Annotated in this window: 14 protein-coding genes; 8 read left to right on the forward strand and 6 right to left on the reverse strand. The window is 66.2% G+C overall.

Annotation, left to right across the window (positions count from 1 at the left end; translation table 11 throughout):
* Positions 1-13: 13 nt before the first annotated feature.
* From B3349_RS11680 to B3349_RS11705, 6 genes are all read left to right on the forward strand, one after another.
* Complete coding sequence (locus tag B3349_RS11680) at positions 14-811, forward strand: ABC transporter ATP-binding protein (RefSeq protein ID WP_291588777.1); 798 nt, start codon at positions 14-16, stop codon at positions 809-811.
* A gap of 11 nt (positions 812-822) precedes the next feature.
* Positions 823-1,275 carry a pseudoazurin gene (locus tag B3349_RS11685; RefSeq protein ID WP_291588779.1) on the forward strand — a complete coding sequence of 151 codons (453 nt, stop codon included), beginning with the start codon at positions 823-825 and terminating at the stop codon, positions 1,273-1,275.
* 99 nt (positions 1,276-1,374) lie between these two features.
* Positions 1,375-2,706, forward strand: coding sequence for an OprD family outer membrane porin (locus tag B3349_RS11690; protein WP_291588781.1), 1,332 nt, complete (start codon positions 1,375-1,377; stop codon positions 2,704-2,706).
* 102 nt (positions 2,707-2,808) lie between these two features.
* Positions 2,809-3,357, forward strand: coding sequence for an Xre family toxin-antitoxin system antitoxin (locus tag B3349_RS11695; protein WP_291588784.1), 549 nt, complete (start codon positions 2,809-2,811; stop codon positions 3,355-3,357).
* On the forward strand, positions 3,350-3,841 hold the full coding sequence (locus tag B3349_RS11700; protein WP_291588787.1) for an RES family NAD+ phosphorylase: 492 nt from the start codon (positions 3,350-3,352) through the stop codon (positions 3,839-3,841). The genes B3349_RS11695 and B3349_RS11700 overlap by 8 nt, the downstream gene beginning before the upstream one ends.
* A 229-nt stretch (positions 3,842-4,070) precedes the next feature.
* Positions 4,071-4,445 carry a hypothetical protein gene (locus B3349_RS11705; protein WP_291588789.1) on the forward strand — a complete coding sequence of 125 codons (375 nt, stop codon included), beginning with the start codon at positions 4,071-4,073 and terminating at the stop codon, positions 4,443-4,445.
* 124 nt (positions 4,446-4,569) lie between these two features.
* Here the strand turns inward: B3349_RS11705 and B3349_RS11710 are convergent, their stop codons facing one another.
* From B3349_RS11710 to B3349_RS11720, 3 genes are all read right to left on the reverse strand, one after another.
* Positions 4,570-5,544: a Bug family tripartite tricarboxylate transporter substrate binding protein gene (locus B3349_RS11710; RefSeq protein WP_291589212.1), complete on the reverse strand. Its 975-nt coding sequence runs from the start codon at positions 5,542-5,544 to the stop codon at positions 4,570-4,572.
* Positions 5,545-5,785: 241 nt separating this feature from the next.
* Positions 5,786-6,052: a DUF2798 domain-containing protein gene (locus B3349_RS11715; RefSeq protein WP_291588791.1), complete on the reverse strand. Its 267-nt coding sequence runs from the start codon at positions 6,050-6,052 to the stop codon at positions 5,786-5,788.
* Between the two features lie 156 nt (positions 6,053-6,208).
* Positions 6,209-6,967 carry an isochorismatase family protein gene (locus B3349_RS11720; protein ID WP_291588792.1) on the reverse strand — a complete coding sequence of 253 codons (759 nt, stop codon included), beginning with the start codon at positions 6,965-6,967 and terminating at the stop codon, positions 6,209-6,211.
* 416 nt (positions 6,968-7,383) lie between these two features.
* On the opposite strand from B3349_RS11720, the gene B3349_RS11725 reads away from it, so the two are divergent.
* Positions 7,384-8,448: an asparaginase gene (locus B3349_RS11725; protein ID WP_291588794.1), complete on the forward strand. Its 1,065-nt coding sequence runs from the start codon at positions 7,384-7,386 to the stop codon at positions 8,446-8,448.
* A gap of 216 nt (positions 8,449-8,664) precedes the next feature.
* Here B3349_RS11725 and B3349_RS11730 read toward each other — a convergent pair whose 3' ends face one another.
* Both B3349_RS11730 and B3349_RS11735 read right to left on the reverse strand, forming a co-directional pair.
* Positions 8,665-9,852, reverse strand: a complete 1,188-nt coding sequence (locus tag B3349_RS11730; protein WP_291588796.1) for a M20 aminoacylase family protein — start codon at positions 9,850-9,852, stop codon at positions 8,665-8,667.
* 18 nt (positions 9,853-9,870) lie between these two features.
* Entirely contained in the window at positions 9,871-11,214 is a 1,344-nt protein-coding gene (locus B3349_RS11735) for a DUF3100 domain-containing protein (protein ID WP_291588798.1), read from the reverse strand.
* Positions 11,215-11,413: 199 nt separating this feature from the next.
* Between B3349_RS11735 and B3349_RS11740 the strand changes: the two genes are divergently transcribed.
* Positions 11,414-12,328: a LysR family transcriptional regulator gene (locus B3349_RS11740; protein ID WP_291588800.1), complete on the forward strand. Its 915-nt coding sequence runs from the start codon at positions 11,414-11,416 to the stop codon at positions 12,326-12,328.
* A 198-nt stretch (positions 12,329-12,526) separates the two neighbouring features.
* On the opposite strand, the gene B3349_RS11745 is transcribed toward B3349_RS11740, so the two are convergent.
* The gene (locus B3349_RS11745) at positions 12,527-13,600 is read right to left on the reverse strand and encodes an alkene reductase (RefSeq protein ID WP_291588802.1); all 1,074 of its coding nucleotides are present in this window, start codon (positions 13,598-13,600) and stop codon (positions 12,527-12,529) included.
* Positions 13,601-13,823: the final 223 nt, after the last annotated feature.

A 13,823-nucleotide genomic window follows, 5' to 3' on the forward strand; every position in this document is an offset into this window, starting at 1 on the left:
GCCCCCTGTACCCATGGCATCCACGCCGCCCGCCATTGCCCTCCAGGCGCACCAGCTTAGCTGGCATGCCCAGGGCACACCCATCGTGCAGAACGTCTCGCTGCAGGTGCACTGCGGGGAAATGCTGGGCCTGATCGGCCCCAACGGCTCGGGCAAATCCAGCCTGCTGCGCCTGCTGTCCGGCCTGCTGCGCCCGCAGACCGGTGAAGTGCGGCTCGGGGAGCAGGCCCTGCACCGGATGCCGCGCCGCAGCGTTGCCCGCCAACTGGCGCTGGTGGCGCAAAGCGCGCACACCCAGGATGCCATCACCGTCTGGGATGCGGTGGAGCTGGGGCGCACCCCCTGGCTGTCGGCACTGCAGCCGCTCTCTGCGCGGGACCGGGACATCGTGCACCACGCACTGGAAGCCGTGGGCCTGCAGGACAAGGCGCACCGCACCTGGCACACCCTCTCGGGCGGCGAGCGCCAACGCGCGCACATTGCCCGCGCCCTCGCGCAGCAACCCGAAGTGCTGCTGCTGGACGAACCCACCAACCACCTCGACGTCCACCAGCAACTGTCGCTGATGCAGCTGGTGCAGCACCTGCCCACCACCAAGGTGATTGCGCTGCATGACCTGAACCAGGCCCTGGCATGCGACCGGCTGGCAGTGATGCACCAGGGCCGGCTCGTGCACCTGGGCCATCCCGACGAAGTGCTCACGCCGGAACTGCTGCAGACCGTCTTCCAGGTACAGGCCCACAGCCTGACCGACCCCCTTGACGGCAGCCGCGTGCTGCGCCTGCGGCCGTTGACCACCCCCTTGCCCTGAAAGCCTTGCCCATGACCGCTTCCCTTGCCTCCCGTCTGGCCGCCCTGTCGCTGTGCTGCTGCGCCGCCAGCGGGGCCAGTGCCGAAACCTTCGAAGTCAAGATGCTCAACCGGGGGCCCCACGGCGCCATGGTCTACGAGCCCGAATTCATCCAGGCTGCTCCCGGCGACACCATCAAGTTCCTGGCAACCAGCAACGGCCACGACGCCGTCTCGATTGCCGGCATGGCACCGGCCGGCGCCACCGCGTTTCGGGGCAAGGTCAACGAAGAGATTGCCGTCACCCTGACCCAGCCCGGTCTGTATGGCATCAAGTGCCAGCCCCACTACGCCATGGGCATGGTCATGCTGGTGCGGGTGGGCGACGCTCCGCTCTCCCAATTGGTGGTGCCGCAGGACGTGCCGGAGCAAGCCCGCCAGCGCTTTGAAGGCATTGTCTCCCGCGCCACGGCCGCTGCCAGATAAACGCCGCAGGCATCCGCACGGCGCACCCATCGTTCACAACCCAGTCCATCCTCCTGCGCACGCTGCGCCGGCCACCATTCCCATCCATCCAGCCCCTCCATGCGCCGACCTACCGCTCCCCACCTTTTCAGCCTGGCCCTGCTCTGCACCACCGGCGCCGCCTGTGCCGGCGCCCAGGATGACGCCACCGGTTTCACCGAGGGCAGCAGCCTGACCATGCTCAACCGCGTGCTGAGCGAACAACTGGACTACCAAAAAGGAAGCACTTTCCGTGCAGCCAACGGGGTGCGCGGCCAGACCCAGGCCCGGGAATCGGGCTATGGACTGATGCTGAACTACCAGTCCGGCTACACACGCGGCCTGGTCGGCGTGGGGCTGGACGCCCACGCCTACGGAGCCCTCAACCTGGGCACCGAGGCAGACAGCGCGCGCGCCACGCCGCGCTACGTCGCCAAGGACGGCCAGGACATCGCCGACCGCTTTGGCCGCGCCGGTGCCGCCCTGAAGCTGCGGGTGTCTTCCACGGAACTGAAGCTGGGGGAGATGCGCACCAAGAACCCCATCTTCAGCTCCTCCGACACCCGCCTGCTGCCCGAAAGCAACCGGGGCTGGCAAATCACCAGCAGCGACATTGCCAATGTCACCTTGCAAGCCGGCCGCTTTACCCGCTGGGCGGACCGCAATGCCCGCAGCAATGGTGGCAAGCTGCTGGCCAACTATTCCGGCGTGAACGGCGACGCCTTCAGCTTTCTCGGCGGCGCCTGGAACACCCCGGTTCCCAATCTATCGCTCAGCAGCTACTACGGCCGCTATGAGGACCACTGGAACACCTGGTACCTGGGCAGCTTCTACAAGCTGCCGCTGGCAGACCAGCGCAGCCTCTCCTTCAACCTGAATGTCTACCGCAGCACCGACACCGGCAAGGCGCGGGCGGGCGACATCGCCACCACCACCTGGAGCCTGCTGGGCAGCTACGCCTTCGGCCCCCACAAGCTGGGCCTGGGCTACCAGAAGGTCAACGGCGACAACCCCTTCGACTATGTGAACCGGGGCTCCATCTGGCTGGACAACGCCATGCAGCTGTCCGACTTCAACGGCGCGCAGGAAGCCTCGTGGCAGCTCCAGTACCACGTGGACCTGGGCAGCCTCCTCACCCCTGGCCTGAGCGCCGGCGTGGCCTATACCCGGGGCTCCGGCGTCGACAACCGCCGCCTCAACAGCGTCTACGCCAACTACCTGGGCTATACCGGCACCGGCGGCAAACACTGGGAGCGCGATCTGGTGCTGCGCTACACCGTGCAGCAAGGCAGCGCCAAGGGCCTGTCGCTGCAGCTGCGTTATGGCGTGCACCGCACGAACAAGGCCCAGGGTGAAGCCAACATCGACCAGATCCGGCTGCAGGCGGAGATGCCGGTGACCATCTTCAAGTAAGGCCGTACGCTGGCCCGGGCTGGCGGCCAGCGCTCCCCGCACGGCTTGCCCTTTTCTGTTCATTTGAGATAATCAAACCATCCAAATGAGCAAAACCCCGCCATGACCCGTGCCACCCAGTCTGCCAGCCCTGCCTCCCCCAGGTCGCCCCGGACCGGCGCACCGGCCCGCGTCCCGGTGCGTGCGGCCACCCGCCGCACAGGCCCTCGGGCAGGCGCCGCCACGGGCCCGTATGCCGACGCGCTGGCCATGCCGGTGCAGGACCGCATTGCCGTCATCCGCCAGGGCCTGCGCGCCCAGGACGTGTCGGACATGGCGTCCGCCCTGCAGCTCAGCGTGGACCGCACCATCCACATCCTGGGCTTCCCCAAGTCCACGGTGCTGCGCAAGATCAAGGGCGCCGAGGTGCTGGACAGCGACCAGAGCGAACGCCTGTTCCAGATGCAGCGCCTCATCGGCATGGTGCAGCAGATGGTGCAGGACTATGGCGACCCCCAGGGCTTCGACGCCGGCCAATGGCTGGGCCAATGGCTGGAACAGGCCAACCCGGCACTGGGCGGGGACAAGCCCGCCAACTACCTGGACACCGCATCGGGCGTGGCGCTGGTGGAATCGCTGCTGCACCGCATGATCTCCGGCGCCTATGCCTGAGGCCGCCACCCCGCCGGTGTCGGTCTGGCGCATTGCCACCCAGGGCCCGGCCTGGAAAGCCACCGACCTGGATGGCAAAGGCATGGCCATCCATGGCGGGCGCTGGAACCGGCCCTCCGTGCCCATGGTGTACTGCGCCAGCTCCATCGCGCTGGCCTGCCTGGAAACCGTGGTGCACCTCAACGCCAGCGGCCTGCCCCTGCGCCGCTACCTGATCGAGGTGCAGATTCCCGCCGCCGTGTGGGCCACCGCCGAAACCGCCACGCCCCCGGCCCGCTGGAACGCACGCCCGGACAGCCCCAGTGCGGCCGACTACGGCTCCCGCTGGGCGCGCAGCCTGCGCAGCGCCGTGCTGCGCGTGCCCTCGGTCATCATTCCGCAGGAATTCAACTACCTGCTCAACCCTGCCCACCCGGATGCGGTCCGGATCACCGCCGTGGACCACGGGCGTTTTGTCTACGACGGGCGGCTGCTGGGCCGCTAGCCACAGTCCGTCTCCGCCTTCCGCCCACGGTCGCCCGTTCATGCCCGGATCGCTGCGACTGCGGCGCTTCACAACACTTGCTTGCGCCTTTTGCATATGCAGCGCATGGCCCGCCCCCGCAATACCGCTAGATTCCCAGGTGGGCGCCCTGTCCTTGAGCATGCCGGGCTGCGCCGGTGCGCACTCCGCCAGGACAGTCCCCGCCCCATCTGCAGGAAGGAACCACCCTGTGCTGCGCTTGCTCACCGCCTGCCTCGTCTCCCTGTGCCTGAGCACCGTCTACGGCTTTTTCCACGAAGCCGTCCGGCAAGACCCGTCCCACGCCACAAACGATGCGCAGCAAGCCCCGAACCAGCTGCTCGCGCAAGTGAAAGCCTTGGAAGAATCTCCCCTCTCCAGGGACATGGCCGCATGGGCCCGGCACGTGCCCGGCCCACCGCCCGAGGACCTGCTGCGCATCCATGAACTCGTGGACAGCCTGCGTGCCGACCCGCAGGCCGCCCGCCACACCTGGGCCGAATGGAAGCAGAAATACGCCGCCCTGTGCAAAGAGCGGATCGACCCGCACCTGCCAACCGAGCTGCAATGCGGTCAGGTCCATTAGCAGCAGTGCCGACACACGCCTTCTGGCACCGGTCGGCCCCGCCAGAACCTGTCCACTCGCCGGCCAGTGCGCGTCAGCGCTCTGGCAGCGCTGACGCAGCACATGGCGATCCAGCCAACCTGGCTCAGGCCTGCGGGCCCAGCTTGGCCAGCGCGGCCTTTTCCTTGACGGTGGATTCCTGGGCAAACTGCTTGTAGCGCGCGCTGTCCATGTAGATGGGCAGCATCTCGAAGCGCTGCAGCATGGCCTGGTAGCTCTCCATCTCCATGGCCTGCTTGAACGCGTCGTGCAACCGGGCCTGCACATCCTTGGGCAGGCCCTTGGGCGCCACCAGGCCAAAAGGCGAATACTGGGTGGTGGGCAGGCCCAGCTCGATCAGCGTGGGCGTCTTGGGCAGCGTGGGCAGGCGCTTTTCGGTCCACACGTTCAGCGCCACCATGCGGCCCTGGTCCACATAGGGAATCACGGCGCTGGTATCGGCCGCCACCATCACCTCGCCGGACATGGTGGCGCGCATCAGCTCGGCCGAGCCCTTGTAGGGCACATGCACCACTTCCAGGCCCAGTTGCTGGGCGATGATGGCCGACGTGACATGCGGCGAGGTGTAGGTGCCGGTGTTGCCAATGGTCAGCTTGCCGGGATGGGCCTTGGCCCAGGCCACCACGTCCTGCCAGCTCTTCAGGCCCGACTGGGTGCTGGCCACCATGCAGAACGCATAGCCGGTCACATTCAGGATGTAGCTCAGGTCTTCCACCGGGTTCCACTTCAGGCCGGTGGTGAAAGGCAGGCGCATCACACTCATCGGCAACTGGGCCAGGGTGTAGCCGTCGGCCTGGGTGGACTGCAGCTGGGCCGCAGGCAACGAGCCGGAGGCGCCCGGGCGGTTTTCCACAATGACGGGCTGGCCCAGCACCTTGCTCGCGTTCTCTGCCAGCTGCCGCATGGTCAGATCGGTCGGCCCCCCGGCCGGGAACGCCACCACCAGCTTGATGGCACGGGTGGGAAAGGGCTTGCTGGCCTGCGCCAGCGATGGAGCGGTGCCCAGCCAGGTGCCGGCCACGGCCGACACGCCCGCCTGCAGAGCGGTTCTGCGCGAGATACTCATTTTCTTTGTCTTCCTAATAGTTATTTGGTGACAAAGAGTGTAGAAATCGATACCGATTACGCAGTGACGCCTAGGCGACAAGACCTGCGTGAGCACCGGCTATCAGCACCCCGACAGTGCGCGAGGCTTCCACATGCAGGCCTCCCACACCAGAGGGTCAGCACGGAAGGCGGCGGTTTTCGCAGTTCCGCAGCAGGCATAAAGACGCCAGGACGCCATGGCGCCCTGGCGAATCTCAGTTGCCGATATGCACGGTCAGCGCCACCAGGCGCATCACAAAGGGCCGCACCACCATCACACAGCAGAAAGCCACCGGCATGGCCAGCATGTAGGCCTGCAGCACGCGCGACCAGTAACCGGCATCGAAACCACTTTGCACCCCGACGATGGTGGCGCACATCAGGAGCGCCATGATCAGCGACATGTAGAAGGCAAACACCACCGGCACAAAACGGCGGTGCAGTTTCCAGCGGGACGGGGTGGAAGACGAAGGAGTGGTCATGCGCATATTGATTGATTTAATCAACAAATTATCGCATTGAAATGTTGACTAAATCAACATTTATCCTGTTTTTACACCCCAACTGGCAACCAGGCTTCCATGCTGCCCGGCAGACACCTGCCGCTGCACTGGCACAGCGGTCGCGCTCTGCCTCTCTCAGGCCATCGCCGGCTCGGCCTGCAGGGCGCTGCAAAACGCTGGCACCTGGCTGACCCAGCCAAAGAAGGTCTCCACGTTGTACGCCGTGGCCTGCTGCATGCTGTCGCCCCCCAGCGCATGGGTGGCATCCTCCAGCAGCACGCTGAAATACTCCAGGTGGAAGGCGTCACGCAAGGTGCACTCCACGCACACATTGGTGGCAATGCCGGTCATGAACAGGGTGTTGATGCCCCGTGCACGCAGCACGCTGTCCAGCTGGCTGTGAAAGAAGCCGCTGTAGCGCACCTTGGGCACCACAATGTCTCCGGGCTGGGGCTGCATGCAGTCCATCAGCGCATAGTCCCAGCCGCCCTTGGCCAGGAACCGGCCCGCCAGTTCGGGCTTTCTGCGCATGGTCTTGAGCGCATTGCTCTTGTACCAGTTGGGCGATCCGGGGCCGCCCGCCTCCACATAGTCGGCGTCCCAGCCGTTTTGCAGAAACACCACCAGCATGCCCGCCGCGCGTGCGGCGCTGATGGCCTGCAGGATCTTGTCAGCCGCCGCCTGCGCGCCGGCCACGCTGAACCCCGCCTGGTCGACATAGCCGCCCGCCGAGGCATAGGCGTTCTGCATGTCCACCACGATCAGCGCGGACTGCGCCGCAGCAAACGCCACCGGCTCCGGCCGCGCTGGCAGCACGCACGGCGCCGGGCTGCCAGCGGCGCGCGGGGCGCCCACCGGGGTGGTGGAAGTCAAAGTCACATGCTGGAGGGTCATGGCAGGCATTCGCAAAGTGGAGGGAGAGATCAGCCTGCGCCGCTGCGGCCCAGGCCCTGCCCTGTGCATTGCACAAAACATACCTGCGGACTACGCGCCCGCTGCGCCCTGCAGCCGCCCGCGTCACCTGCAGGACAGCGCCGGCTTATCCATCCAACCTGCCTCGCATCCACCAATGGCGCACACATACCGCTATTTAAACAGGAGCATCCGGAGGGACACCAGGGAAACCGTCACCAGGCGCCAGACCGCCACCGCACAAGGCCCGTCCAGCGTGCCGCATGCCGCGCACTGGCGGCTGCGGGATTTCCACGAGGCCCAACTCCCCAAAACGGTGCGCCAGCACGCCAACAATGGCTGGGCCTGCTGCAAGGCAGGCGCATGACAAAACATCCCTCTCTCGGAGACACACCCCTATGCAACGCTTGCGCCCCACTGCCATGGCCCTCGCCGTGGCGCTGTCCACCACCTTGCTGGCGGGCAACGTCCTGGCCCAGGCCAAACCCACGGTGCAGTTCATCGCCACCGGCGGCACCATCGCCATGAAGATCGACCCGGTCAAGAACGCGCCGGTGCCGGCCATTTCCGGCGACGACCTGCTGGCCACCGTGCCCGATGTGGGCAAGTACGCCCAGATCCAGGTGAACAACCTGTCCAATGTGCCGTCGGACTATATGGACCCAGCGCGCTGGGTCCAGCTCAGCGCCGCCGTGCAGGCCGCACTGGCCCGGCCCGAAGTGGCGGGCGTGATCGTCTCCCACGGCACCGACACGCTGGAGGAAACCGCGTTCTGGCTGGACCTGACCGTGCAGTCGCCCAAGCCCATCGTGCTGATCGGCGCACAGCGCAATGCCTCGGTGTCGGACTTTGATGGCCCGCGCAACCTGCTCAACGCCGTGCGCATTGCCGTCGATCCGCAGTCGCAGAACAAGGGCGCCATGCTGGCGATGAACAACCAGATCAACGCCGCACGCTATGTGACCAAGACGCACACCGCCAATGTCGAAACCTTCCGCTCCGGCGAATACGGTTTCCTGGGCGAGGTCTACCCCGACCGCGTGATCTACGGCAGCGCGCCCGTGCGCCGCCAGCACATCGCCATCCAGGCCCAGACCATGCCCGAAGTGGAAATCTTCCCCATGTACGGCGGCGCCAACGGCCAGGCACTGCGCCAGGCCGTGGACCGGGGGGTCAAGGGCATCGTCATCGACGCGCTGGGCATGGGCAATATGAATGTCCCCATGCTGAACGCCGCCAAATACGCCATCGGCAAGGGCGTGCCCGTGGTGGTCACCACCCGCGTGCACAACGGCCGCGTCATGCCCAGCTACGGCTTTGAAGGCGGCGGCAAGACCTCCTTTGACGCCGGCGCCGTCATGGCCGGCGACCTGAAAGCACCCAAGGCACGCATTCTGCTGATGCTGGCCCTGCAATCCGGCCAGGCGCAGCGCGAACAGCTGCAGGCGCTGTTCGACCAGTAAGCCCCACGCGCACGGCTATCCCATCGCGGTCCACTGCGCCAAGGCCGCGATGGCAGCGATGGCAGCGATGGCAGCGATTGCGGCCATGCCGGTAGCGCCTGCGCGTGCAGACCCTCAGCCCCCCATGGCCCCGGCCATGAAAAAAGCCAGCGGCAGTGCGCTGGCTTTTTGGTTGGGATGGGGGGTTCCGGCAGACGGCGGTCCCTGCCCCTGCCCTCAGACTGCGGAGGCTGCCTTGGGCAGCTTGCCCTCGCGCAGCAGCGCGCCCACCAGTTCCACCCAGTAGCGCACGCCTAGCGGCAGATTGGCGTCGTTGAAGTCGTACTTGGGGTTGTGCAGCGAGGCACTGTCTTCCCCATTGCCCAGCCAGATGTAGACACCGGGGCATTCCTGGGCCATGAAGGAGAAATCCTCCGAAGCCATGCTCGGCACCATGTCGCGGCGCACCTTGCCATCGCCCAGCACGCCGTTCAACACCTCGGCACAGACTTCGGCGTGCTGCGGGTTGTTGATGGTGGCCGGGTAGCTCACGCGGTAATCCAGCTTCGCTTCCAGACCGTGCAGCGCGCAGGTCGCATTGATGGCATCGCGAAAACGCTGCTCGATGCGCGCGCGCTGGGCCATGTCAAAGCAGCGCACGGTGCCGCGCAGCTTGATGGCTTCGGGCATCACGTTGTAGGTGTCACCTGCGTTGAAGCTGGTCACGCTCAGCACGGCGGGCTTGTGCACCTCCTGCTCGCGGGCAATCAGCGCCGGCAACTGGGTCACCAACTGGCAGGCGGCCAGCAGCGCGTCCTTGCCCAGGTGGGGCATGGCGGCGTGGCAGCCTTTGCCGATCAGCGTGAGGTCAAAAATGTCGAATGCCGCCATCACGGCCGTGCTGTGGACCGCCGCCGTACCCACCGGCAGACCGGGCCAGTTGTGCATGCTGTAGACGGCCTCCATGGGAAAGCGCTGGAACAGCCCGTCCGCAATCATGGCGCGGGCACCGCCTTCGTTCTCTTCCGCAGGCTGGAAGATGAAGTGCACGGTGCCGGCAAAGTCCGGGTGGGCCGCCAGCGTCTTGGCCGCGCCCAGCAACATGCTGGTGTGGCCGTCGTGCCCGCAGGCGTGCATGCGGCCCGCGTGCTGCGAGGCATGCTCGCAGGTGTTCAGCTCGGTCACGTGCAGCGCGTCCATGTCGGCGCGCAGGCCGATGGACGGGCCAGCGCCAAGCGCCCCCTTCAGCACGGCCACCACCCCGGTGCCGGCCAGCCCGGTGTGCACTTCCAGGCCGAAGCTCGTCAGCAGCTCGGCCACGCGGGCACTGGTACGGTGCTCCTGGAAAGCGGTTTCCGGATGGCGGTGAAAGTCATGGCGCCAGGCTTGCAGCTCTTGCTGACCCGGCCATTGAATGGTTTGCATGCTCTGCTCCTGCGGTGCTTACAGCGTATGCACAAAGGTCTGGGCGATCATCGTCGCGGCCAGGAACACGCCGGCATTGGCCAGCAGCGACACCACCACAATGCGCCAGCCCAGGCGGCGGAAGGCCGGGATGTCCTTGGCCAGCGACAGGCCGGCAAAGGTCAGCATGGGGGTGATCATGGCCAGGAAGTTGATCTTGCCGGTCAGTGCGGCCACTTCGGCTGCATAGGGCGTGTGGGGGAAGGTCAGCGCCATGGCGATGAACGAGATCCAGCACACGGCAGGCAGCTTGCGCTTAGTACCCACGTAGATCAGGTCGCCCACCAGCACCGCCAGGATGATGATGACCACCCCCGGCAGGGCATCCAGCACGGGAATGCCGTAGCCGATGCGGTTGCCGATCAGCACCATCGCGCCCACCAGCACCCACGAAGCCAGGCGCATGCCCAGGCCCAGCACGGGGCCGTGCACCACTTCTTCCTCGGCATCGTCCGCAGCGGCCTTGGCTTCTTCCACGGCCACGGCCTTGCGGTTGCGGCCCAGCAGCGGTTCCAGCACACGGTAGGCGTACACGGCCACAGGCAGCGAGATGAACAGCGTCAGGTAGGTCCCCACCGTGGTGGCGATCAGGTTGGCGGCAGCGGCGAAGGTGGCGATCTGATCGCTCATCTCGGGATGCTGCGCGGCAATGGCGCCCACGGCGGCGGCCGTCATCGAACCCGAACCCACGCCCGCGCCCATGCCCAGGGCCAGCGGATGGAAGATGTTCAGGCTGGAAACAAAGCCCGCCAGCAGCGAGATGAAGATCGCGCCGATCAGCGTGCCGGTGATGTATTCGGCCAGCACGCCGCGGCCTTCGGGCGAATCCATGCCGAAACGCTCACCGATGATGGCCAGACCCGGCTCACGGCCGATGGAGAACGTGGCACCCACCGCTTCGCGCTTGATACCCAGCAGCAGCGCCACCGGCATGCCCAAGGCAATGCAGCCCACCAGATTGCCCAGCTCCTGCAGCACCAGGCCCCAGCCCACCTGGGCCAGTTGCGGCAGCGAGCCGCCCACCAGCAGGCCCAGCTTGGCGATGAACAGGAACAGCGCCGACGACAGAATCGCCGCCGCCAGATGCTGGCTGTGCAGGCTGACCTGCAGCGGCGCCGGCATGCGCTTGCGCAGCAGACCGAGCACCAGGCCGATCAGCAGCGCCCAGATCATCGGCAGCAGCACCACCTTGCCCACGCCCAGGGCAATGGGCAATGGGCCCAGCCATTCGGACAAGGCCGCAATCACCAGCGCCAGCACAAAAATCTGCACCACGCTACCCATGTTCATTGCTGCCTTGGCTGGCCGCATCGCTGTACTCATCAATGTCTTTCTCTGCGCTGCAGCCCACGTTGTGCCGCGCAATGGATGGCTCGAAATGGCAGACCCAGCCGGCACCCCAGCCCCTGCCCATACGGGCGCCGAATATAGCAATGCGTTTATTGCATGTGGTTTTGTTTTCTGTTCTAAAAAAAAGAACATTAGTATTACCACGCATCAATCTACGCCCCTGGTGACCTCCATGCAAGCCTTTCAAGACTCCCGTGCACGCTATCTTTTTGAAGCGGTTTCCTGTGGTTCCGTGCGCGCTGCGGCCGAAAAACTGGGCATCGTCCCCTCCGCCGTCAGCCGCCAGGTCAGCCTGCTGGAAGAAGAACTGGGCCTGGCCCTGCTGGAGCGCCACCGCACCGGCGTCGTCCCCACCGAGGCCGGCCAGCTGATCCTGGACTACCACCGCCAGCAGACCGCCCACCAGCACGACATGCTGGCCAAGGTGGATGCGCTGCGCGGCCTGCACAGCGGCAGCGTGAGCGTGGTCAGCGGGGAAGGCTTTGCCCAGGAGCTGATCGACGGACCGATCCGCCAGTTCCGCCAGCAGCACCCCGGGGTCAGCGTCTCGCTGGAGATCTACGGCACCACCGAAATCATGCGCCGCGTGCGCGAGGACGAGGCCGAGATCGGCCTGGTCTACTACCCGCCGGCCGACAGCCACATCACGGCACGCGGCGCGGCGCGCCAACCCATGCACGCCATCGTCCACCCGCAGCACCCGCTGGCCGATGTGCCGCACACCACGCTGCAGGCGCTCACGCAGTGGCCCATCGCCCTGCTGCAAGGGGTCTACGGCATCCGCCAGCTGGTGGAATATGCCGAGCAGGCGGACAAGATCCGCCTCTCCCCTGCCCTGACCAGCAATCTCATCAGTGTACTGATCAGCTTTGTCGCCACCAACCAGGGCGTGACCTTGCTGCCGCCCTGTGCCATCACCACCGAACTGGCCCAGGGCCGGGTCCGCGCCGTGGCCGTCAACAGCACGCCGTTCCAGCAGGCAGAGATGCAGCTGATCACCCGCACCGGCCGCTACCTGTCTCCGTCCGCCAACCGCTTTCTGCAGTACTGCATGCAGGGCATGCAGGCGTTTCACACCGGGGAATAAGCGCAGCCCCGCGACAGCAGCCCGCTAGCTTCGCTCAGCCCGGCTCAACACCCGCAGCCTTGCCCCACCAGCCCTAGCTGTCTGCCGGGCACAAAAAAAGGCCAGACTGACAAGCCTGGCCTCGGAATGGTCAGCGCAGCGCTGCACAGCAGGCCGCCAGGCATGGCGGCGCACTGCGCACGGCGGCAGCGGTCCGCCTCAGTCTGCGGTGCAGGCTTCCAGCGCCGGGTAATCGTTGTAGCCCGTGGCATCGGGGCTGTAGATGGTGGCACCGTTCAGTGCATTCAGCGGCGCGCCCTGGGCAAAACGGGCCGGCAGGTCGGGGTTGGCAATGAAGGTACGGCCGAAGGCCACGGCGTCGGCCGCGCCGCTGGCCACCACGGCTTCGGCCTGCTGCTGGGTGAAGCCGTCATTGGCAATGAACGTGCCCTTGAAAACCTTGCGCATGTGCTGGCCGATGGGCAGCACGCCGTCCTTGAGCTCCTCGCGCGAGAAGATGAAGCCCAGCTTGCGCGCCGCAACCTGCTCGGCCACATAGGTGAACAACGCCACCGGGTCGCTGTCGCGCATGCTGTGCGTGTTGCTCATGGGGTTCAGGTGCACGCCGATACGCTCGGCCGGCCATTCCTGGGCCAGCGCATCCAGCGTTTCCAGCAGAAAGCGCGCGCGGTTCTCAATGCTGCCGCCGTACTGGTCGGTGCGCTGGTTGCTGCCGTCGTGCAGGAACTGGTCGAACAGATAACCGTTGGCGGCATGCACTTCGATGAAGTCAAAACCGGCCGCCTTGGCATTGCGCGCAGCCTGCACAAAGTGCTGCACGATGCCGGCAATCTCGGCCGTCTCCAGCGCGCGCGGCACGGCATAAGGGCGCTTGGGGCGCAGCACATTCACTTCGCCTTCGGCGGCAATGGCACTGGGGGCCACGGGCTGCTGGCCATCCAGCAGCTCGGGGTCCGAAATGCGGCCCACATGCCACAGCTGCAGCGCAATCTTGCCGCCTTCGGCGTGCACGGCCTCGGTCACCTGCTTCCAGCCCGCCACCTGCTCGTCCGACCAGATGCCCGGCGTATTGGGGTAGCCCACGCCCATCGGCGTCACGGACGTGGCTTCCGTCAGGATCAGCCCCGCGCCGGCACGCTGGCGGTAGTGCGTCGCCTGCAGTGCACCCGGCGCACGGCCGTCGAAGGCACGCATGCGCGTCAGCGGGGCCATCACCACGCGGTTGGACAGGGTGACAGAGCCAATGTGGAAAGGAGTCTGGAGTGAGGTCATAAGGGCCAATCGAAAGAGAATGTCCGCCCGGCAGCGGCCAGGGAATGCATGCCACCGGCATGCCAGCTCAGCACCGCCGGACCGGGGGACATGCGGGCCGGTTTGCTGCATTGCAATAGGCGCAGGCGGCTTTTCTGCATCTTTTGCGCTTTCCCCTCGGTACGCCCTGCCGCAGGCACCTCCATCTCCCCTCCGTTGCCCTCTCGTGCCCTTGGGCACCGAA

The sequence above is a fragment of the Comamonas sp. UBA7528 genome, assembly GCF_002479375.1.
Lineage (GTDB): Bacteria > Pseudomonadota > Gammaproteobacteria > Burkholderiales > Burkholderiaceae_C > Comamonas.